Below are 15631 nucleotides of genomic sequence, written 5' to 3'. Positions count from 1 at the left end.
CCCGCGTTCCCCGCTAGTGCGGTCCACTGCGGCGTGGGGTTCGACGCCGCGCTCGGGCTCGCCGCCGACCTCGGGTCCCCTCACGCGGCGGCGGTCCACACCACTCAGCAGCGCCGCGCCCGCCGGGCCGCGGCGCGGCTCGCTCCCGGGCGCCTCGTCGTCAACCAGCCGGGGATCGCGGCGACGGGGGCGCGCTCGAACGGGTTCGAGGCGGCGCCCGTGCTGGGCGGCGGGGCCGCCGAGGGGAGCCAGCTGTGCGGCGGGCTCACGCCCGCCCGCCTCGCGCGGACGACGACCGTCGCGGCGACGAGCGTCGTCGACGGCGCGTCACATCGGAACGGCGCGGGCGACACGCTCCGCGGGCCCTGAAGCGGCCTCCGCACGGAGGATCTGAAGCGGTCTCCCCGCAGCCCGTGAAACGTTTCCCCGCGTGCTCCGCGGCCCCGTCAGAGCTCGATCTTGTCCACGATCGAGCCGTTGCCGTCCTGCCCGTCGCTGTGGGTGTTGATCGCAATCGTCTGGACCCGGTCTTCCAGCAGCGACCCCTCCATCTTCGCCTTCAGCAGCGAGTCGACCTGGTAGACGCCGGCGGCGTTGTTCATCCGGATCACGACCTGAACGGGCGTCTCGTCGCCCTGACGCAGCGAGACGCGCTCGATCGCCTGCGAGGAGACGGTGTTGATCCCGCGGCCGCCCTCCTCGTAGGGGACACGCGAGCGCCCGCGTTCCATGTCGAGGCCGTCGGCGATCCGGACGACGCCCGCCTCCAGCGTGAGCGGCTGTTCCTCGGTGTGGTGACAGAGGATCGCGTGGAGCACCTCCGCCTTCACGCGGACCCGATCGGCGACGCCGTAGAAGGAGGGGAGGAGGTCGTCCAGCAGGTCCGCCGCCAGCGGGATCGAGTAGTAGGGGTGGTCGTGGCGGTGGACGACGTGGCCGATGTCATGGAGGGTCGCCGCGAGCGCGACGATCACCGGCTCGTCGGCCTCGTCGAGCCCCTGCTGGCGCGCGCCGTTGAACTCGACGCCGCCTGACTTGAGCAGGTCGTACAGCCGGAGGGCGCGGTCGCGCACGATCTCGACGTGTTTGGCGCCGTGGTCGTTGTACCCCTTCCGGGCGACCGGGTTGACGTTCTGCGCCACCAGGTAGGTGAGGACCTCTTCGTCGGATTCGAGCCGGTCGAGGACCTCGTTGAGCCGCCCGTCCGGGAACGCGTGCTCGGCGTCCGGGTCGTACTCGTGACGCGTAGCGTCGGTGTCGGCGTCTATCTCCTCGCGCGCTGCGGGCGCGTCCTCCGCGGTCGGGTCGTGGGCGTCGTCGCCGTCGGTGGGCTCTGGGCCGTCGTCGGTGGGCTCTGGGCCGTCGTCGGTGGGGTCGCTCATGCCTCTCTCAGAGTGTCCCGGCCGGGATAAATGTGCGAGACGCGCGGCCCCGCGGTGACGCTCGGCCCCGTAGCGACGACCGGATCGGCCGTGCCCCCCGCCTCGCACGCTCCCGGACGCGGCGGCCGCCGAGGCGGGAACCGCGGAGAGCGGGTGGGCAACCGGCCGCGGCGGCAGTTTCGGCGCGAGGCACAACGTATAAGCGCGCGACCGGTCCATGTACCGGTGTGACCCGATCCGCGTCCGCGTGCGGTCCGCAGTCGGCGTCAGCGACGCGGCTCTTCTCGAAAAAACGCGCGTGATCCGTCCGCCGGCGGGAGTGGCGACCCCGTCCCGGACGACCCCCGACCCGCGCGCACCGGCCCGCTTACCGATCCGGACCCACCGCAGCACCCCATGACAGACACGACCACCACGACACCCTACGCGACGCAGACGGACAGCCAGGCGACCGACGCGCCCTTCGAGGGCGTCTACCCGGCGATGACGACCCCGTTCACCGAGGACGACGCGGTCGACCACGACCAGCTCGCGGCGAACGCCCGGTACCTCGAACGCGCCGGCGTCGACGGCGTCGTCCCGGTCGGCTCGACGGGCGAGTCGGCGACGATGAGCCACGACGAACACGTCGCGGTGATCGAGACGGTCCGCGACGCGCTCGACGACATCCCCGTGATCGCGGGTACCGGCTCGAACAACACCGAGGAGGCGCTGTCGCTGTCGCGGCGCGCGGCCGACGCGGGCGCCGACGGCCTGCTGCTCATCTCGCCGTACTACAACATGCCCGAACCGCAGGGCTTCCTCGACCACTACCGGACCATCGCGGACGCGGTCGACCTCCCGCAGATCGTCTACAACGTCCCGAGCCGCACGGGCCGGTCGATCCCGGCCGATGTCACCGTCGAGCTGGCAGCACACCCGAACATCCGCGGCTACAAGGCGGCCTCCGGCGACCTCAACCTGATCAGCGAGGTGATCGAGCGGACCCGCGACGAGGCGTTCGCGGTGCTGTCGGGCGACGACGGGCTCACGCTCCCCGTCCTCTCGGTCGGCGGCACCGGGACGATCAGCGTGGTCGCCAACGTCGAACCCGAACGGACCTGCGCGATGGTCGGCGCCGCGCTCTCCGGCGACTACGACCGCGCGCGGACGCTCCACCACGAGCTGTCGCCGCTCGTCCGCGAGCTGTTCGCCGAGACGAACCCGATCCCGGTGAAGGAGGCGATGTACCTCCGCGGACGCGGCGCCCCCCGCGTCCGCTCGCCCCTCTCGCGGCTCTCCGAGGGACGCCGCGAGGCGCTCCGAGACCTGCTGGCCGCGTACGACGAGCGCGCGCCGGGGACGATCGACCCGACGGCCGTCGCTCCCGTCGGGACCGGGGGCGCCGAATGAGCGCCGACCCCCTGTCGATCGCCGTGACGGGCGCCGGCGGTCGCATGGGCCGCGAGGTGATCGAGGCCGCTGCCGCCCGGGAGGGCGTCACGGTCGCGGTCGCCGTCAACCGGACCGAGACCGACCCGGTCGCGGGCGTCGCGGTCGGGGACGCCGACCGCCTCGACGACCTGCTCGCGAGCGAGGCCCCGGACGCCCTCGTCGACTTCACCGGCCCCGACTCGGCGGTCGCGTACGCCGCGGCCTGCGCCGACGCCGGCGTCCCCCTCGTCACCGGGACGACCGGGTTCGGGGACGCGCAGATCGACGACATCCGCGCCGCGAGCGAAGCTGTGCCCGTCCTCAAGGCGTCGAACTTCGCGCGGGGCGTCGCGGCGCTCCGCCGGGCGGTCCGCGAGGCGGCCGCGGCGCTGCCGGGCTACGACGTCGAGCTGACCGAGACGCACCACAACGCGAAGCGCGACGCCCCCTCCGGCACCGCGAAGTCGATCCTCGACGACGTGGAGGGCGTTCGCGAGGACCTCGACGAGCGCGTCCACGGCCGCGAGGGCGACGCGCCGCGCGAGTCCGGAGAGATCGGCGTCCACGCCCGCCGTGCTGGGGACGTGACCGGCGAACACGAGGTCCTGCTGGCCGGGAACCGCGAGACGCTCGAACTCACGCACCGCGCCGGCGACCGCGGGGTGTTCGCCGAGGGCGCGCTCGACGCCGCCGAGTGGCTCGCCGAGCGCGACCCGGGCTGGTACGGGTTCGGCGACGTGCTGGACGCCGGGGCCGCCGATGAATAACGACGAGACATACTTACTTCGACGAGTAAATACCGCTACTCATCCATACACCATCCAATGAGCCTCGAAGCCGACGTTTCCGATCTGTGGGACCGCTATCAGGACGGGCTGACCGCTGCGGACGCGACCGACGAGGACGCGGCCGTCGTCGACGAGTTCCTCGCCGCCCTGGAGGCCGGCGAGGTCCGCGCCGCAGAGAAGAGCGGCGGCGACGTGACCTCGTGGGAGGCCAACGAGTGGGTCAAGCGAGGGATCCTGCTCAACTTCGGCCTGCGCGAGACGGAGCCCCGCGAGTACGGCGGCGTCACCTACCACGACGTGCTCCCGCTGCGCGACACCGCCGACCTCGCCGAGCGGGGCACGCGGAACACGCCGGACGGGACCGCGATCCGCCGCGGGGCGTACCTCGGCAGCGACTGTATCATGATGAGCCCCTCGTTCGTCAACATGGGGGCGTACGTCGGCGACGGCACGCTCGTCGACTCCTGTGACACCGTCGGCTCCTGCGCGCAGCTCGGCGAGAACGTCAAGCTCGGCGCCAACACCCTGATCGGTGGCGTCCTCGAGCCCGTCGAGGACGCGCCGGTAATCATCGAGGACGGCGTCTCCCTCGGCGCGGGCTGTCGGGTCACCTCGGGGTTCCGCGTCGGCGAGAACACGGTCGTCGGCGAGAACACCCTGCTGACCCCCCGAATCCCCGTCTACGACCTCGTCGAGGAGGAGGTCATCTACGGGCACCTCCCGGCCGAGCGACGGGCGTTCACCCGGATGGTGGAGTCGTCCGTCGGCGACCATGACCTGTTCGAGGGCGGGGCGTACAAGCCCGCGGTCGTGGCGACGCACGTTGAGGAGGAGACGCTGGAGGCAACGCAGCGGGAGGACGCGCTCCGCGAATGAGCGACGCCGAGGCGGCCGCGGGAGCGACCGACGAGGCGGACGGCGACAACCCCCCGGTCCGCCGCGTGAGCGACTGGGACGCCAGGCGCCTCCGCGGGCTCGCCGACGCCCACGGGACGCCCCTGTACGTCCAGGACCTCGACCGGGTCCGCGAGAACTGCGAGCGCCTGCTCGCGGCGTTCCCCGACACGGACGTGCGGTACGCCGTCAAGGCGCACACGGGCCAGGCCGTCTTGGAGACCGTTCGCGACGCCGGCCTCGACGCCGAGTGCGCCTCGGCGGGCGAGGTCGACCGCGCGCTCGCGGCGGGCTTCGACGGCTCCCGACTCCACTACACCGCGGTCAACCCCCCCGCTCGCGACCTCGACTACGTCGCCGGCGTCGCGGAGGCCGACCCGGACCTCACCGTCACGGTCGGCGCGGTCGACACCCTCGACCGACTCGCGGAGCGCGGGTACGACGGCCGGGTCTGCGTCCGCGTGAACCCCGGCGTCGGCGCGGGCCACCACGAGAAGGTCACCACCGGCGGGGCCGCGAAGTTCGGGGTCCCGTACGACCGCGCCGCAGAGGTGACGCGGGACGCGGCCGAGCGCTTCGACGCGGTCGGGGTCCACGCCCACGCGGGCTCCGGGATCGACCCGGACCAGCTCGACAGCCACCGCGAACTGGTCGCGCGCATGGGCGACCTGGCGCGCGAGCTGACCGACCCGGACGCCGAGGGGGCCGCTCCCCTCGACCTCGAGTACGTCGACGTCGGCGGCGGGTTCGGCGTCCCCTACGAGGAGGACGCCCCGGCGCTCGACCTGCCGGCCGTCGCCGACGCCACCCGGGAGGCGGTCGCGCCGCTCCCCGAGGGCGTCGACCTCGCGATAGAACCCGGGCGGTACGTCGTCGCCGACGCCGGCGTCCTCCTGGCGCGCGTGAACACGGTGAAGCCGACGCCGGACGAGACGGTCGTCGGCGTCGACGCGGGGATGACGGACCTGCTCCGTCCGGCGATGTACGACGCGTATCACCCGATCCGCAACTTGGGGAGCGGGCGGGGGCGCGAGGGAGGCGACGCGCCCCCCGTCAGAGAGCGGGAGGCAACCCCTGTCACGGTCGCCGGACCTATCTGTGAGACCGGCGATGCGTTCTGTGAGAACCGAGCGCTCGCCGAGCCGGTCCGCGGAGACCTCCTTGCGGTCGGCGTCGCGGGCGCCTACGGGTACGAGATGGCGAGCCAATACAACTCACGACCGCGGCCCGCGGAGGTCGCGCTCGACGACGGAACCGCGACGATCGCCCGCCGCAGGGAGACGCTCGGCGACCTGACGACGGTCGAACGCGAGATCCCGCGCGACCGAGCCGGCCGATCGGAGGGCGACCGATGAGCGCCCACGCCGTCCCGGTGGAGAAGTACCACGGCACCGGCAACGACTTCATCGTCGTCGACGCGGACGCCGAGGGCGTCGGCGACCGCGCGGCGTTCGCGCGCGCGCACTGCGACCGCGGGACGGGCGTCGAGGGAGACGGGGACCGCCGCGGCGCCGACGGCGTCCTCTTCCTTAGCGTCGCTGAGCGGTTCGACCCGACCCGCGTCGTGATGACGCTGGTCCAGCCGGACGGCTCCACGGCGACGATGTGCGGCAACGGCGCCCGCGTCGTCGCGCGGTGGGCCAACGACCGAACGGGTGACCGCGAGTTCATGATCGACACGCAGGCCGGGACCCGGCGGGCGACCGTGAACGCGGACGCGACCGCGGCCACCATCGAGATGGGCGAGCCGACGTTCGACCCGCGTCGCGTTCCGGCCGCCCGCGGGGGCGCCCTCGCGGACGAGCCCCTCGTCGACGAGCCGGTCGCGGGGCTGCCCGTCACCGCCGTCAACACCGGCGTGCCACACGCGGTCGCGTTCGTCGACGGCGGGCGCGACGACCCCGACGGCATCGACGCGGTCGACCTCGACGCGGTCGCGCCGCCGGTCCGTCACGCCGACGCCTTCCCCAAGGGCGCGAACGTGAACCTCGCGGCCGTCGTCGACGACGGGTCGGGCGACGGCCCCGCGGTGCTCGACCAGCGCACATTCGAGCGCGGCGTCGAGGGGGAGACGCGGTCCTGCGGCACCGGCGCGGTCGCGGTCGTCGCGGCCGCCCGCCGGCTCGGACTGATCGAGGGCGAGACCGCGGTGAGCCGCCCCCCGGGCGGCGAGCTGGAGATCGCGGTTCCGGACCGCGGCCACGCCACCCTGACCGGTCCGGTCGCCCACGAGTTCTCGGGGACGCTCCCCGCCGACCCGCGATGAGCGACCGGAGCGACGCCACCCCGGGCCGCGACGACGAGTTCGACCCGGTCTCGTTCCTCGAAGACGCGGTCCCGATCGCCTCCCACGAGTCGGTCGAAGCGATGCGCGAGCTCGTCGTCGAGACGCTTGCGGCTCGCGCGACCGACCCCGTCGTCGACGCCGACGGCTGCGTCCTCGCGGAGAAGCGATCCCCGGCGCCCGATTCGGGCCCGCACCTCGTGTTGAACACGCACCTCGACACGGTGACGCCGCACGTCCCGTTCGAGCGGGGCGAGGCGAGCGCGGACGAGCACGGCGGCCCCGAGGCGGACGCCGCGGCCGGCGAAGCGGTGATCCGCGGGCGCGGCGCCTGCGACGCGAAGGGACCGCTTGCGGCGCTGTTGGCGGGCTTCCTCGCCGCCGACCCCGAGCGCGGCCGGATCACGCTGGCGCTCACGCCCGACGAGGAGGCGCTGTCGCTCGGCGCGGCGGCGCTGACGGGCCGACTCCCGGGGACCGACGACCGACTCGACGGCGACCTGTTCCTCGTCGGCGAGCCGACCGGGCTCGACGCCTGTACCGCGGCCAAGGGCCGGTTTCAGGCGACCGTCGAGCTGTCCGGAACGGCTGCCCACGCCGCGGAGTTCGCGGGCGCGAACGCGGTCGCCGCCGCGGAGGACGCGCTCGCGGCGATCCGGACGTTCGACGCGGACGCAGCCGACCATCCGCAGCTCGGGTCGCCGAAGCTCACCCCGACCGTCATCGAGGGGGGTGCGGCGACGAACCAGGTGCCGGCGGACTGCGAGATCACGGTCGATCGGCGCAGCGTCCCGCCGGAGTCCGCCGAGGAGTTCCGGGAGTCGCTCGCGGCCGCGGTGCGGGCGTCGCTCGGCGACGGCGCTGGGGAGGACTCCGGCGACGTCGACACCGCGGTCGCGCTCACCGACCGCGAGTCGCCGTTCTTGGAGGCGTTCGCGACGGAACCAGACCACGAACTCGTCCGAACCGTCGCGGCCGCGGCGCGGGACGCGGGCGACGCCGTCGGTCTCCCGACCGGGCGCGGCGGGGGCGTGCGCCCGTTCGGCGCGGCGACGGAGGCGTCGTACTTCGTGCCGGCGCCGACGGTCGTGTTCGGTCCGGGGGATCTCGCGGACGAAAGCGGGGCCGTCGCGCACGCCGAGCGGGAGTACGTCCGAGTGCGCGAGGTGGAGGCGGCGGCGGCGACGGTCGAGCGCGCGCTGTCGACGCTGCTCGGGTAGCCCTTCGGGTGGCTCCTACAACAGGAACTTCTCCTCGTCCTCCGCGAGGTCGACGAAGTCGTCGGCGGCCTCGATCAGCTCGTCGGCGGCGGAGTTGCCGAACCCCATCGCCTCCACCCGGACCCCCTCGTGACGGAGGTGCGAGCAGAGCCGGGCGAAGTCGCCGTCGCCGGTACAGAGGACGACGGTGTCGACGTGGCTCGCGAGCGAGACGGCGTCGAGGCTCATCCCGAGATCCCAGTCGGCCTTCTTCGAGCCGTCCGCGAACGTCTTGATCTCCTTGATCTTCGTCTCGAAGCCGATGTCGCGGAGCGCCTCGAAGAAGCTCTCCTCCTCGGGGGAGTCGGCGCGGATCACGTACGCGATAGCGCGGACCAGCGACCGGTCCGCGACGGCCCCGTCGAGGAGGCCGGAGTAGTCGATGTTCCGCGAGTAGAAGCTCTGTGCCGAGTGATACAGGTTCTGTGAGTCCGCCAGCACCGCGACGCGCTGGTCCGGGTGAATGTCGGTCATGGGTCTCCATTCACCCCCCGCCGTTAGGGGTTTTGGGATCGGCGCGACCGCCACCCGCGGTTGGTCCCGTCGCGCACGACTCTCCGTGCGGTCCCGGCGGACGAGACCGTTACGACCACCATAGTTTATACCGAGGCCTGAAGACCGTGGCCCATGGACGAGAAGCGGTTCGTCGTCGCCCTCTTTGGCCTCGCGGTCGCGATCGTCGCCGGCTACGTGGCTTATCGGTTCGTCGCCCCGCTCACCGTCGCCGTCTTCCTCTACTACTCGACGCGGCGCTTCTACCACCGGCTCGAACGCTTCCGGCTCCCGTCTCGGGTGCGCGCGGTCGTGTCGCTGTCGCTCATCGGCGTCCCGCTCATCGGCCTGGTGAGCTACACGCTGGTGTTGCTAATCCTGGAGGCGCGGCGGTTCATCGAACAGTACCCCGTGGCGGACACCATCGGCGCGGAGAACTCGGTGATCGGGGACCTCGCGGAGCTGTCGAACCCGACGGCCGACGAACTGCTCACCGCGTACCGCTCCGGGCAGTTCGACCCGCTCATCGACCTCGTCTCCGAGCAGGCGTCGCTCCTAGCGAGCACGGTCTCCGGGCTCGCCCTGAACCTGCTCATCACCGTGGTCGTCACCTACTACCTGCTCATCGACGGCGACAAGTTCCACGACTGGCTGCTCAGCTTCGACGACGACGCGATCGTCCGCGAGTACCTCGAGACCGCCGACGCAGAACTGGAGGCGGTGCTGTACGGGAACCTCCTCAACGTGATCGCCATCGGGGTCATCGCGGTCGTCACCTACCTCGGGTACAACGCGGTCGCCCCCGCCGCGGTCGAGATCCCGTACCCGACGCTCGCGGGCGCGCTCACCGGCGTCGCCAGTCTGATCCCCGTGATCGGCATGAAGATCGTCTACATCCCGCTCGCGGCGGCGATGTCCGTCCCCGTCGCGCTCGACGGCGAGGTCTCGCTGCTCGTCTACGTCGCCGGGTTCCTCGCCGTCGCGGTCGTGGTCGTCGACACCGTCCCGGACATCGTCCTCCGACCGTACTTCAGCGGCGAGACGACGCACGTCGGGCTGCTCATGCTCGCGTACATCTTCGGCCCGGTCGTGTTCGGCTTCCACGGCCTGTTCCTCGCGCCGATCATCCTCGTGTTGGCGCTGACGTTCGCGGACACCGCGCTGTTGCGCCTGCTCGGCGTGGAGCCGGACCCGGGGTCCGAGGTCCCCGCCGGCCAGCGTCGGCTTGACGAATTCTGAGTCGTCGCGGGGCCCCGAATTCTGAGTCGTCGCGGGGCCCCGGTGTGTCGAGCGCGCGGTCGTCGGACCACTCGGCCGTCTAACCCGTCGGCCGCGGCGAGCCGAAGTCATTTATCCCCGGTCGACGACCGGGGTACGTATGCGACTACACGTCATCGGCCTCGGCGGGGCCGGGGGGCGGATCGCCGACCGACTCGCCGCCGACCGCGGCGGCGATCCGTTCCTCGCGGGCGTTCACGCCTTCGACACGGACATCGACGCGCTCGGGGCGCTGGACGCCCTCGGCGAGGAGCGTCGGTACCGGTTCGGCGACGCCGCGGGCGGGGACGGGCTCGGCGGCGACCTCCACGCGGGCCGCCGGCTCGGCGACGCCCACGCGAGCGAACTCGGCAGGGCGCTGGACGACCAGCGGCCCTCCCTCGCGGAGGCGTTCCTGCTCGTCGTCGGCCTCGGCGGCGCGGCCGGCGCGGGCGCGGCCCCTGCGCTCGCCGAGGAGCTCTCCCGGCTCTATGACGCCCCCGTCTACGCCTTCGGGTTCCTCCCGACGCCGGGCGAGACGGAGGAACCGGACGACGGCGGTCCCGCGAGCGCGTCGGACGGCCCCGCGGGCGCGCCTGTCGGCGGAGCCGATGCTGCGGCACCGGGCGGCGACCCGGCGCCGCCGACGCTCCATCGGCCGCTGGCCGAGCGGAACGCCGCGCGGACGTTCGACGCGCTCTCGGACCGCTGCGCGGCGGTCTTCCCCTTCGACAACGCGGCGTGGATCCGATCTAGAGAGACGCTCGCGGACGCCCGCGGGCGACTGAACGAGGTCGCCGCCGAACGGATCGCGGCGCTGTTCGGCGCCGGCGAGACGCCGGACGGAACGGAGACGCCACAGCAAGTGCTCGACGCGAGCGACATCGCGCGCGCCGTGGGGAGCGACGGCGAGATCGCGGCGATCGGCCACGCGACGCAGGCGGTGGACCCGCCCGACTCGGGGTCCCGATTCGGGCTCGGGCTGTTCGGCTCCGATGAGCCCGCCGAGGTGGACACGAGCGCCGCGGTGTCGGCGATCGAGACGGTCATCCGGAAGGCGACCCGCGGGAAGAACACGATCGAGGTCGCCGGCGGGCGCGCCGACCGGACCCTCCTCGTAGTCGGCGGCCCGCCCGCGTGGCTCAACCGAGAGGCGATCGCCGACGGGCGGCGCTGGCTCGCCGACGAGACCGGCTCGGACGCGATACTGAGCGGCGACGCGCCGGTCGCCGACGGCGACGCCGTCTCGGCGGTCGTGATCCGTTCGGGGCTCGACGAGCCGGAGCGGATTCGAGCGATACGCGAGACGATCGAGTGACTGCGCCGCCGCTGATCGGCGGGGAAGCGCAGATAGACGACCGCGGACCGGACCCCGACCCGAACCGGTTAACCGAGTGGCGCGCCCAGTGAACCCGTGACGACGCAGGCAGACCTCGGAATCGACCTCGACGTGCGCGACGCCGCGGCCGTCGCGGAGCGCCGCGACGAGATAGTCGCCGCCGTGCGCGACCACGCGGGGCGGATCGCCTACCAGCTCGCGCGGCTCCAGGGCGGCGACTACGGGCGCGAAACGCTCTCGACGCCCGGCGGCGAGTGGACGGTGAAACACGAGGCTGGCGAGCTGGAGTTCCTCCTGTTCTCGCCGAAGTCGGGCTCGGACACGTACGTGATCTCGACGAAGCAGCCGCCGGAGCCGGCGGCGCTTTCGACCGCGCTCGACGACTACGCGGCGTTCGTTGCCGCGTGGAACGAGCACGTCGACTCGCTCTCGGGCGTTCTCGACGGCGTGAGCGCGGAGTTCCCCGAGCCGGCGACCACCGAGGGCGTGGTGGCCGAGCGCGACCGCGTCCTCGACGAAATTCGCGACACTTGCGCGGTGATCGCCGGGGAGATACACCGGTACGAGGGAGACGATTACGGGACGTTCACCGCGCGCGTCGAGGGCGACCGCTGGGAGCTAAAACACGACGAGGGGGCCGTCTCGTACCTCCGGATCGGGGGGTCCGGTGGGCTCTACCTCCTCTCGCAGTACGGCGCCCCCTCCGCGGCCGACGTCCGGGAGTACGCCGACCGGTTCCGCGGCTTCGTCGAGACGTACAACGAGTTCGTCGACGAACTCGAGAGCGACCTCGAACGGATCTCCGTCTGACTCGCCCTCCCAGGCCCTCGCTCGGCCTGTCGGTTCGTCCCGTCCGCCCCTCGTTCGGCTCGTCGGTCCGTCCCCTTCGGCCCCCGCTCAGCCTGTCGGTTCGTCCCGTCCGTCCTTCCGACGCACCGAGGCAGCTCTCTCGGCTTTGATCCGTATCTGTGCGTATTCGACGGGTCGATTGGCAATACTTATTCATCTCTGTTGGGTACCGACCCGCACATGTCGATCACTCTTCCGGGGCCGACGCTCGGCGTCGTCGGCGGCGGCCAGCTCGGCCGAATGCTGGCCGAGGCCGCCGCGCCGCTCGGCGTCGACCTCGTCGTGTTGGACCCGACGCCCGACTGTCCGGCGGCGCCCGTCGCGGCCGACCAGATCGTCGCGGACTTCGACGACGCGGACGCGATCGGCGAACTGGCGGCCCGCGTCGACGCCCTGACCTTCGAGATCGAGCTCGCGGACCCGGCGGTCCTCGCGGCCGCGAGCGAGGACCACGACGTGCCGGTCCACCCCGACCCGGCCACGCTGGAGACGATTCAGGATAAGCTGGTCCAGAAGGAGGCGCTCGCCGACGCGGGGATCCCGGTCCCCGAGTTCGTCGCGGTCGCCACCGCCGAGGGGCTCGAACGCGTCGTCGAGGAGTTCGGCGGCGTCATGCTGAAGGCCCGCGAGGGCGGCTACGACGGCCGCGGGAACGTCCCGGTCGAGACGCCCGACGAGGCGGCCGCCGCGCTCGACCAGATCGGTGGCGCGGCGATGGCCGAGGAGTTCCTCGACTTCGAGCGTGAGATCGCCGTGATGGGCCTGAAAGGCGCCGACGGCGAGACGCGGACGTACCCGGTCACGGAGACGGTCCACCGCGAGGAGATCCTCCGCGAGAGCGTCAGTCCCGCCCGCGCCGACGACGCGGTCGTCGCCGAGGCGGAGTCGGTCGCCCGCGACGTACTGGCGGTCCTCGACGGCCGGGGCGTCTACGGGATCGAACTGTTCGAGACCCGCGAGGGGGAGGTGTTGGTCAACGAGATCGCGCCGCGCCCGCACAACTCCGGGCACTGGACGATCGAGGGCGCGCGCACCTCGCAGTTCGAGAACCACGTCCGCGCCGTGCTGGGGTGGCCGCTCGGCCCGACCGACCTCGTCGCGCCCGCGGTCACGGCGAACGTCCTCGGTGACGCAGAGGCGACCGGACCGGCGACGCTCCGGAACGTCGAGTCCGTCCTCTCCGCGCCCGATGCCGACCTCCACTGGTACGGCAAAGACGACGTGTACCCGCTCCGGAAGATGGGGCATCTGACCGTGACAGACGGAAGCGACGACGGGGCCGACCGCGACGCGCTGCTCTCACACGCGCGAGAACTCCGGGACGGACTGACGTTCCGCGACGCGTAGCTCGCCCTGATGTCTGACAACGCTCCCGGCGGTGTCGCGTCAGGCGCCCCTCGCGAGTCGCAGTCGATCCGGCTCCCGGAGGAGCGGATCGAGGCCCTTCGGGAGTGGGCGGAGGCGGGAACCGGCTTGACCGCCGCCGCCCGCGTCCGCGACCCCGACGGTCGGATTGCGCTCGTGAAGACCTCGTGGTCGGACGGGTGGGTCCTTCCGGGCGGCGCGGTCGAACCCGACGAGTCGCCCTCGACCGCGGCGGCGCGGGAGGTCCGCGAGGAGACGGGACTCGACGCGGCGATCGACGACCCGGTCGTCGTCTTCGAGCAGTCGTACGTCGGCGCCGAGGGCGGTGCGGTCGCGTTCGAGGCCGAGTACGTCGTCTACGCGGCCCGCGCCGCGGGGCGTATTCCCGACGCCGCCGGTCTCGGTGTCTCTCCCGACGAGATCCGCGCCGCACGGTGGTTCGAGGCGGTCCCAACCGCCCTCCACGACGGCGCCCTGCTCCGCCCGTACCTCTGAACGCCGTCCGGGAGACGGAGCACACCGGCGTCGCCGCATCCGGGAGTTCCTTGTAGCCCTCCGCCGAACGCCCGATCATGACCACGGTAGACGACCTGATCGAGCGGCTCGAATCGGAGGCTGCGGCGGACGCCGACCCGTCGACCACCCCCGACGTGGGGATCATCATGGGCTCCGACTCGGACCTCCCCGTCATGGAGGGCGCCTACGAGGCGCTCGAGGACCTCGGCTTCGCGGAGCAGACCGACTTCGGCGACGCGCCGGACGCGCGGTTCACCTACGAGAGCTACGTCGTCTCCGCGCACCGGACGCCGGAGCTGATGTACGCGTACGGGGAGACGGCGACGGCCCGCGGGCTGGACGTGATCGTCGCGGGCGCGGGCGGGAAGTCCGCGGACCTGCCGAACATGACCGCCTCGATCGCGTATCCGGTCCCCGTGATCGGCGTGCCGGTTCAAGAGAAGTCGGTCGACTCCGTGATCGGCATGCCGACCGGGGCCCCGATCGTCGCCGTCGACGCCGGGAAGTCGTACAACGCGGCGCTGTCGGCGGCGCAGGTGCTCGCGCGCGAACACAACGAGGTCGAAGAGCGACTGCTCGACCTCCACGACGGGCAGAAAGCGGGCGTCGCGGACGTTTCCGCCGACCTCCACGACCTCGGTATCGACGGGTTCCGCGACCGGTGAGGGGGCGTCCGTCCGCTCCGTGGCCGCCCACTCGCGTCTCCCTCGACCGCGACCGTACCGTGCCTCACGCCTCCCCAGCCTCGCTGTTCGCGCTCTCTGAGCGCTCACCGCTCCCTCGCGCGTGCTGCCTCGCGGGCCTCCGTCCCGCTCGTAGGCACGCGCCACCGCGACCGCGCGTCGGTTTATAAGATCGGATGCCTCGTCTCCCACCGAATCGCCGTCCCCCTCCCCACTCGCACGCGGGTTCACGATCGAGGGGCGATCGAGGACTCTCGGTCGCTTCAGCGTCGCTTCGACCGCGAACGGCCGGTACCGGCCCGCACACGCGGGGACGCACAAGACTCAACGCTTATGAGGGGGCGGTCCAAACCCCAGCACGTTACGGAGACCTATATGAGCGATTGGATAGCGATTGGCGCCTTGGCGGTCGTCGGCCTGCTCATCCCGATAGCGATGATGACAGTGTCGGCGCTGCTCCGTCCGAGCGTGCCTGAGACCGGTAAAAGTACCACCTACGAGTCCGGCGAGACCCCGACGGGCGGAACCCGCATCCGGTTCAACATCCAGTACTACATGGTCGCGCTGTTGTTCGTCGTGTTCGACATCGAGACCGTGTTGCTGTTCCCGTGGGCTGTCATCTACCGCCCGGCCGTCCAGGCCGGCGTGCCGATGGCCGACCTGCTGTGGCCGATGTTGGCCTTCGTCGGAATCCTCGCGGTCGGACTCGTCTGGGCGTGGCGGTCGGGGGCGATCAGCTGGGCCCGCAGCCCCCGCGCGACCAGCAGAAAAACGACGGAGGACATCAACTAATGAGCAGCGATCAACCGTTTATCACCGACGAATCGCAGGTCGTAACCGAGACGAGGGACGCCCGGATGACCGGGCAGGGGGACCGGTTCAACTCCCGGCTCCGCGAGGCGTTCGGCTCCTCGCCGTTCATCCTCACCAAGTTCGACAAGTTCCTGAACTGGTGTCGGGGCTCCTCGATGTTCATGCTGCAGTTCGGTATCGCCTGCTGTAGCATCGAGATGATGCACACCTACGCGGTGAAACACGACCTCGACCGCTTCGGGTCGGGCGTCCCCCGCGCCTCGCCGCGGCAGGCCGACGTGATGATCGTCCCCGGGA

The 15631-nt window shown here is 72.1% G+C and carries 15 protein-coding genes and 2 pseudogenes; 15 read left to right on the top strand and 2 right to left on the bottom strand.

Annotation, left to right across the window (positions count from 1 at the left end):
- A pseudogene (locus B9G49_RS12995) lies at nt 1-369 on the top strand (acetaldehyde dehydrogenase); the annotation flags it as partial.
- A 77-nt stretch (nt 370-446) separates the two neighbouring features.
- Here the strand turns inward: B9G49_RS12995 and B9G49_RS12990 are convergent.
- A complete protein-coding gene (locus B9G49_RS12990) occupies nt 447-1382 on the bottom strand; it encodes an HD domain-containing protein (protein ID WP_086216651.1) in 936 nt (311 codons plus the stop codon).
- Between the two features lie 396 nt (nt 1383-1778).
- Here B9G49_RS12990 and dapA point away from each other — a divergent pair, with 396 nt between their 5' ends.
- The 6 genes from dapA to B9G49_RS12960 are packed head-to-tail and all read left to right on the top strand — an operon-like array spanning nt 1779 to nt 7981.
- The gene (gene dapA / locus B9G49_RS12985; RefSeq protein WP_086216650.1) at nt 1779-2774 is read left to right on the top strand and encodes a 4-hydroxy-tetrahydrodipicolinate synthase; all 996 of its coding nucleotides are present in this window, start codon (nt 1779-1781) and stop codon (nt 2772-2774) included.
- A complete protein-coding gene (gene dapB / locus B9G49_RS12980) occupies nt 2771-3562 on the top strand; it encodes a 4-hydroxy-tetrahydrodipicolinate reductase (protein WP_086216649.1) in 792 nt (263 codons plus the stop codon). The genes dapA and dapB overlap by 4 nt, the downstream gene beginning before the upstream one ends.
- Before the next feature lie 57 nt (nt 3563-3619).
- On the top strand, nt 3620-4459 hold the full coding sequence (locus B9G49_RS12975) for a 2,3,4,5-tetrahydropyridine-2,6-dicarboxylate N-succinyltransferase (RefSeq protein WP_086216648.1): 840 nt from the start codon (nt 3620-3622) through the stop codon (nt 4457-4459).
- A complete protein-coding gene (gene lysA, locus B9G49_RS12970) occupies nt 4456-5832 on the top strand; it encodes a diaminopimelate decarboxylase (RefSeq protein WP_086216647.1) in 1377 nt (458 codons plus the stop codon). Before B9G49_RS12975 ends, lysA begins: the two co-directional genes overlap by 4 nt.
- Entirely contained in the window at nt 5829-6743 is a 915-nt protein-coding gene (gene dapF / locus B9G49_RS12965) for a diaminopimelate epimerase (protein WP_049931244.1), read from the top strand. The genes lysA and dapF overlap by 4 nt, the downstream gene beginning before the upstream one ends.
- On the top strand, nt 6740-7981 hold the full coding sequence (locus tag B9G49_RS12960; RefSeq protein ID WP_086216646.1) for a M20/M25/M40 family metallo-hydrolase: 1242 nt from the start codon (nt 6740-6742) through the stop codon (nt 7979-7981). Before dapF ends, B9G49_RS12960 begins: the two co-directional genes overlap by 4 nt.
- A gap of 15 nt (nt 7982-7996) precedes the next feature.
- Here B9G49_RS12960 and B9G49_RS12955 read toward each other — a convergent pair whose 3' ends face one another.
- On the bottom strand, nt 7997-8494 hold the full coding sequence (locus B9G49_RS12955; protein WP_049931242.1) for an NYN domain-containing protein: 498 nt from the start codon (nt 8492-8494) through the stop codon (nt 7997-7999).
- A 153-nt stretch (nt 8495-8647) separates the two neighbouring features.
- Here B9G49_RS12955 and B9G49_RS12950 point away from each other — a divergent pair, with 153 nt between their 5' ends.
- From B9G49_RS12950 to B9G49_RS12915, 8 genes and pseudogenes are all read left to right on the top strand, one after another.
- Nucleotides 8648-9751, top strand: a complete 1104-nt coding sequence (locus tag B9G49_RS12950; protein ID WP_049931240.1) for an AI-2E family transporter — start codon at nt 8648-8650, stop codon at nt 9749-9751.
- 139 nt (nt 9752-9890) lie between these two features.
- On the top strand, nt 9891-11087 hold the full coding sequence (locus tag B9G49_RS12945) for a cell division protein FtsZ (protein WP_086216645.1): 1197 nt from the start codon (nt 9891-9893) through the stop codon (nt 11085-11087).
- Nucleotides 11088-11183: 96 nt separating this feature from the next.
- Complete coding sequence (locus B9G49_RS12940) at nt 11184-11918, top strand: hypothetical protein (protein ID WP_086216644.1); 735 nt, start codon at nt 11184-11186, stop codon at nt 11916-11918.
- Nucleotides 11919-12137: 219 nt separating this feature from the next.
- Nucleotides 12138-13304, top strand: a complete 1167-nt coding sequence (locus tag B9G49_RS12935; RefSeq protein WP_086216643.1) for a 5-(carboxyamino)imidazole ribonucleotide synthase — start codon at nt 12138-12140, stop codon at nt 13302-13304.
- 9 nt (nt 13305-13313) lie between these two features.
- The gene (locus B9G49_RS12930; protein ID WP_086216642.1) at nt 13314-13817 is read left to right on the top strand and encodes an NUDIX hydrolase; all 504 of its coding nucleotides are present in this window, start codon (nt 13314-13316) and stop codon (nt 13815-13817) included.
- Between the two features lie 77 nt (nt 13818-13894).
- Nucleotides 13895-14503, top strand: a complete 609-nt coding sequence (gene purE / locus B9G49_RS12925) for a 5-(carboxyamino)imidazole ribonucleotide mutase (RefSeq protein WP_086216641.1) — start codon at nt 13895-13897, stop codon at nt 14501-14503.
- Between the two features lie 393 nt (nt 14504-14896).
- The gene (locus tag B9G49_RS12920; RefSeq protein WP_004596397.1) at nt 14897-15313 is read left to right on the top strand and encodes an NADH-quinone oxidoreductase subunit A; all 417 of its coding nucleotides are present in this window, start codon (nt 14897-14899) and stop codon (nt 15311-15313) included.
- A pseudogene (locus tag B9G49_RS12915) lies at nt 15313-15631 on the top strand (NADH-quinone oxidoreductase subunit B); the annotation flags it as partial. The gene B9G49_RS12920 and the pseudogene B9G49_RS12915, both read left to right, overlap by 1 nt.

Source organism: Halorubrum sp. SD683 (assembly GCF_002135045.1).
In the GTDB taxonomy this organism is placed as follows: domain Archaea; phylum Halobacteriota; class Halobacteria; order Halobacteriales; family Haloferacaceae; genus Halorubrum; species Halorubrum ezzemoulense.
This window is presented reverse-complemented; position numbering and strand designations above follow the sequence as displayed.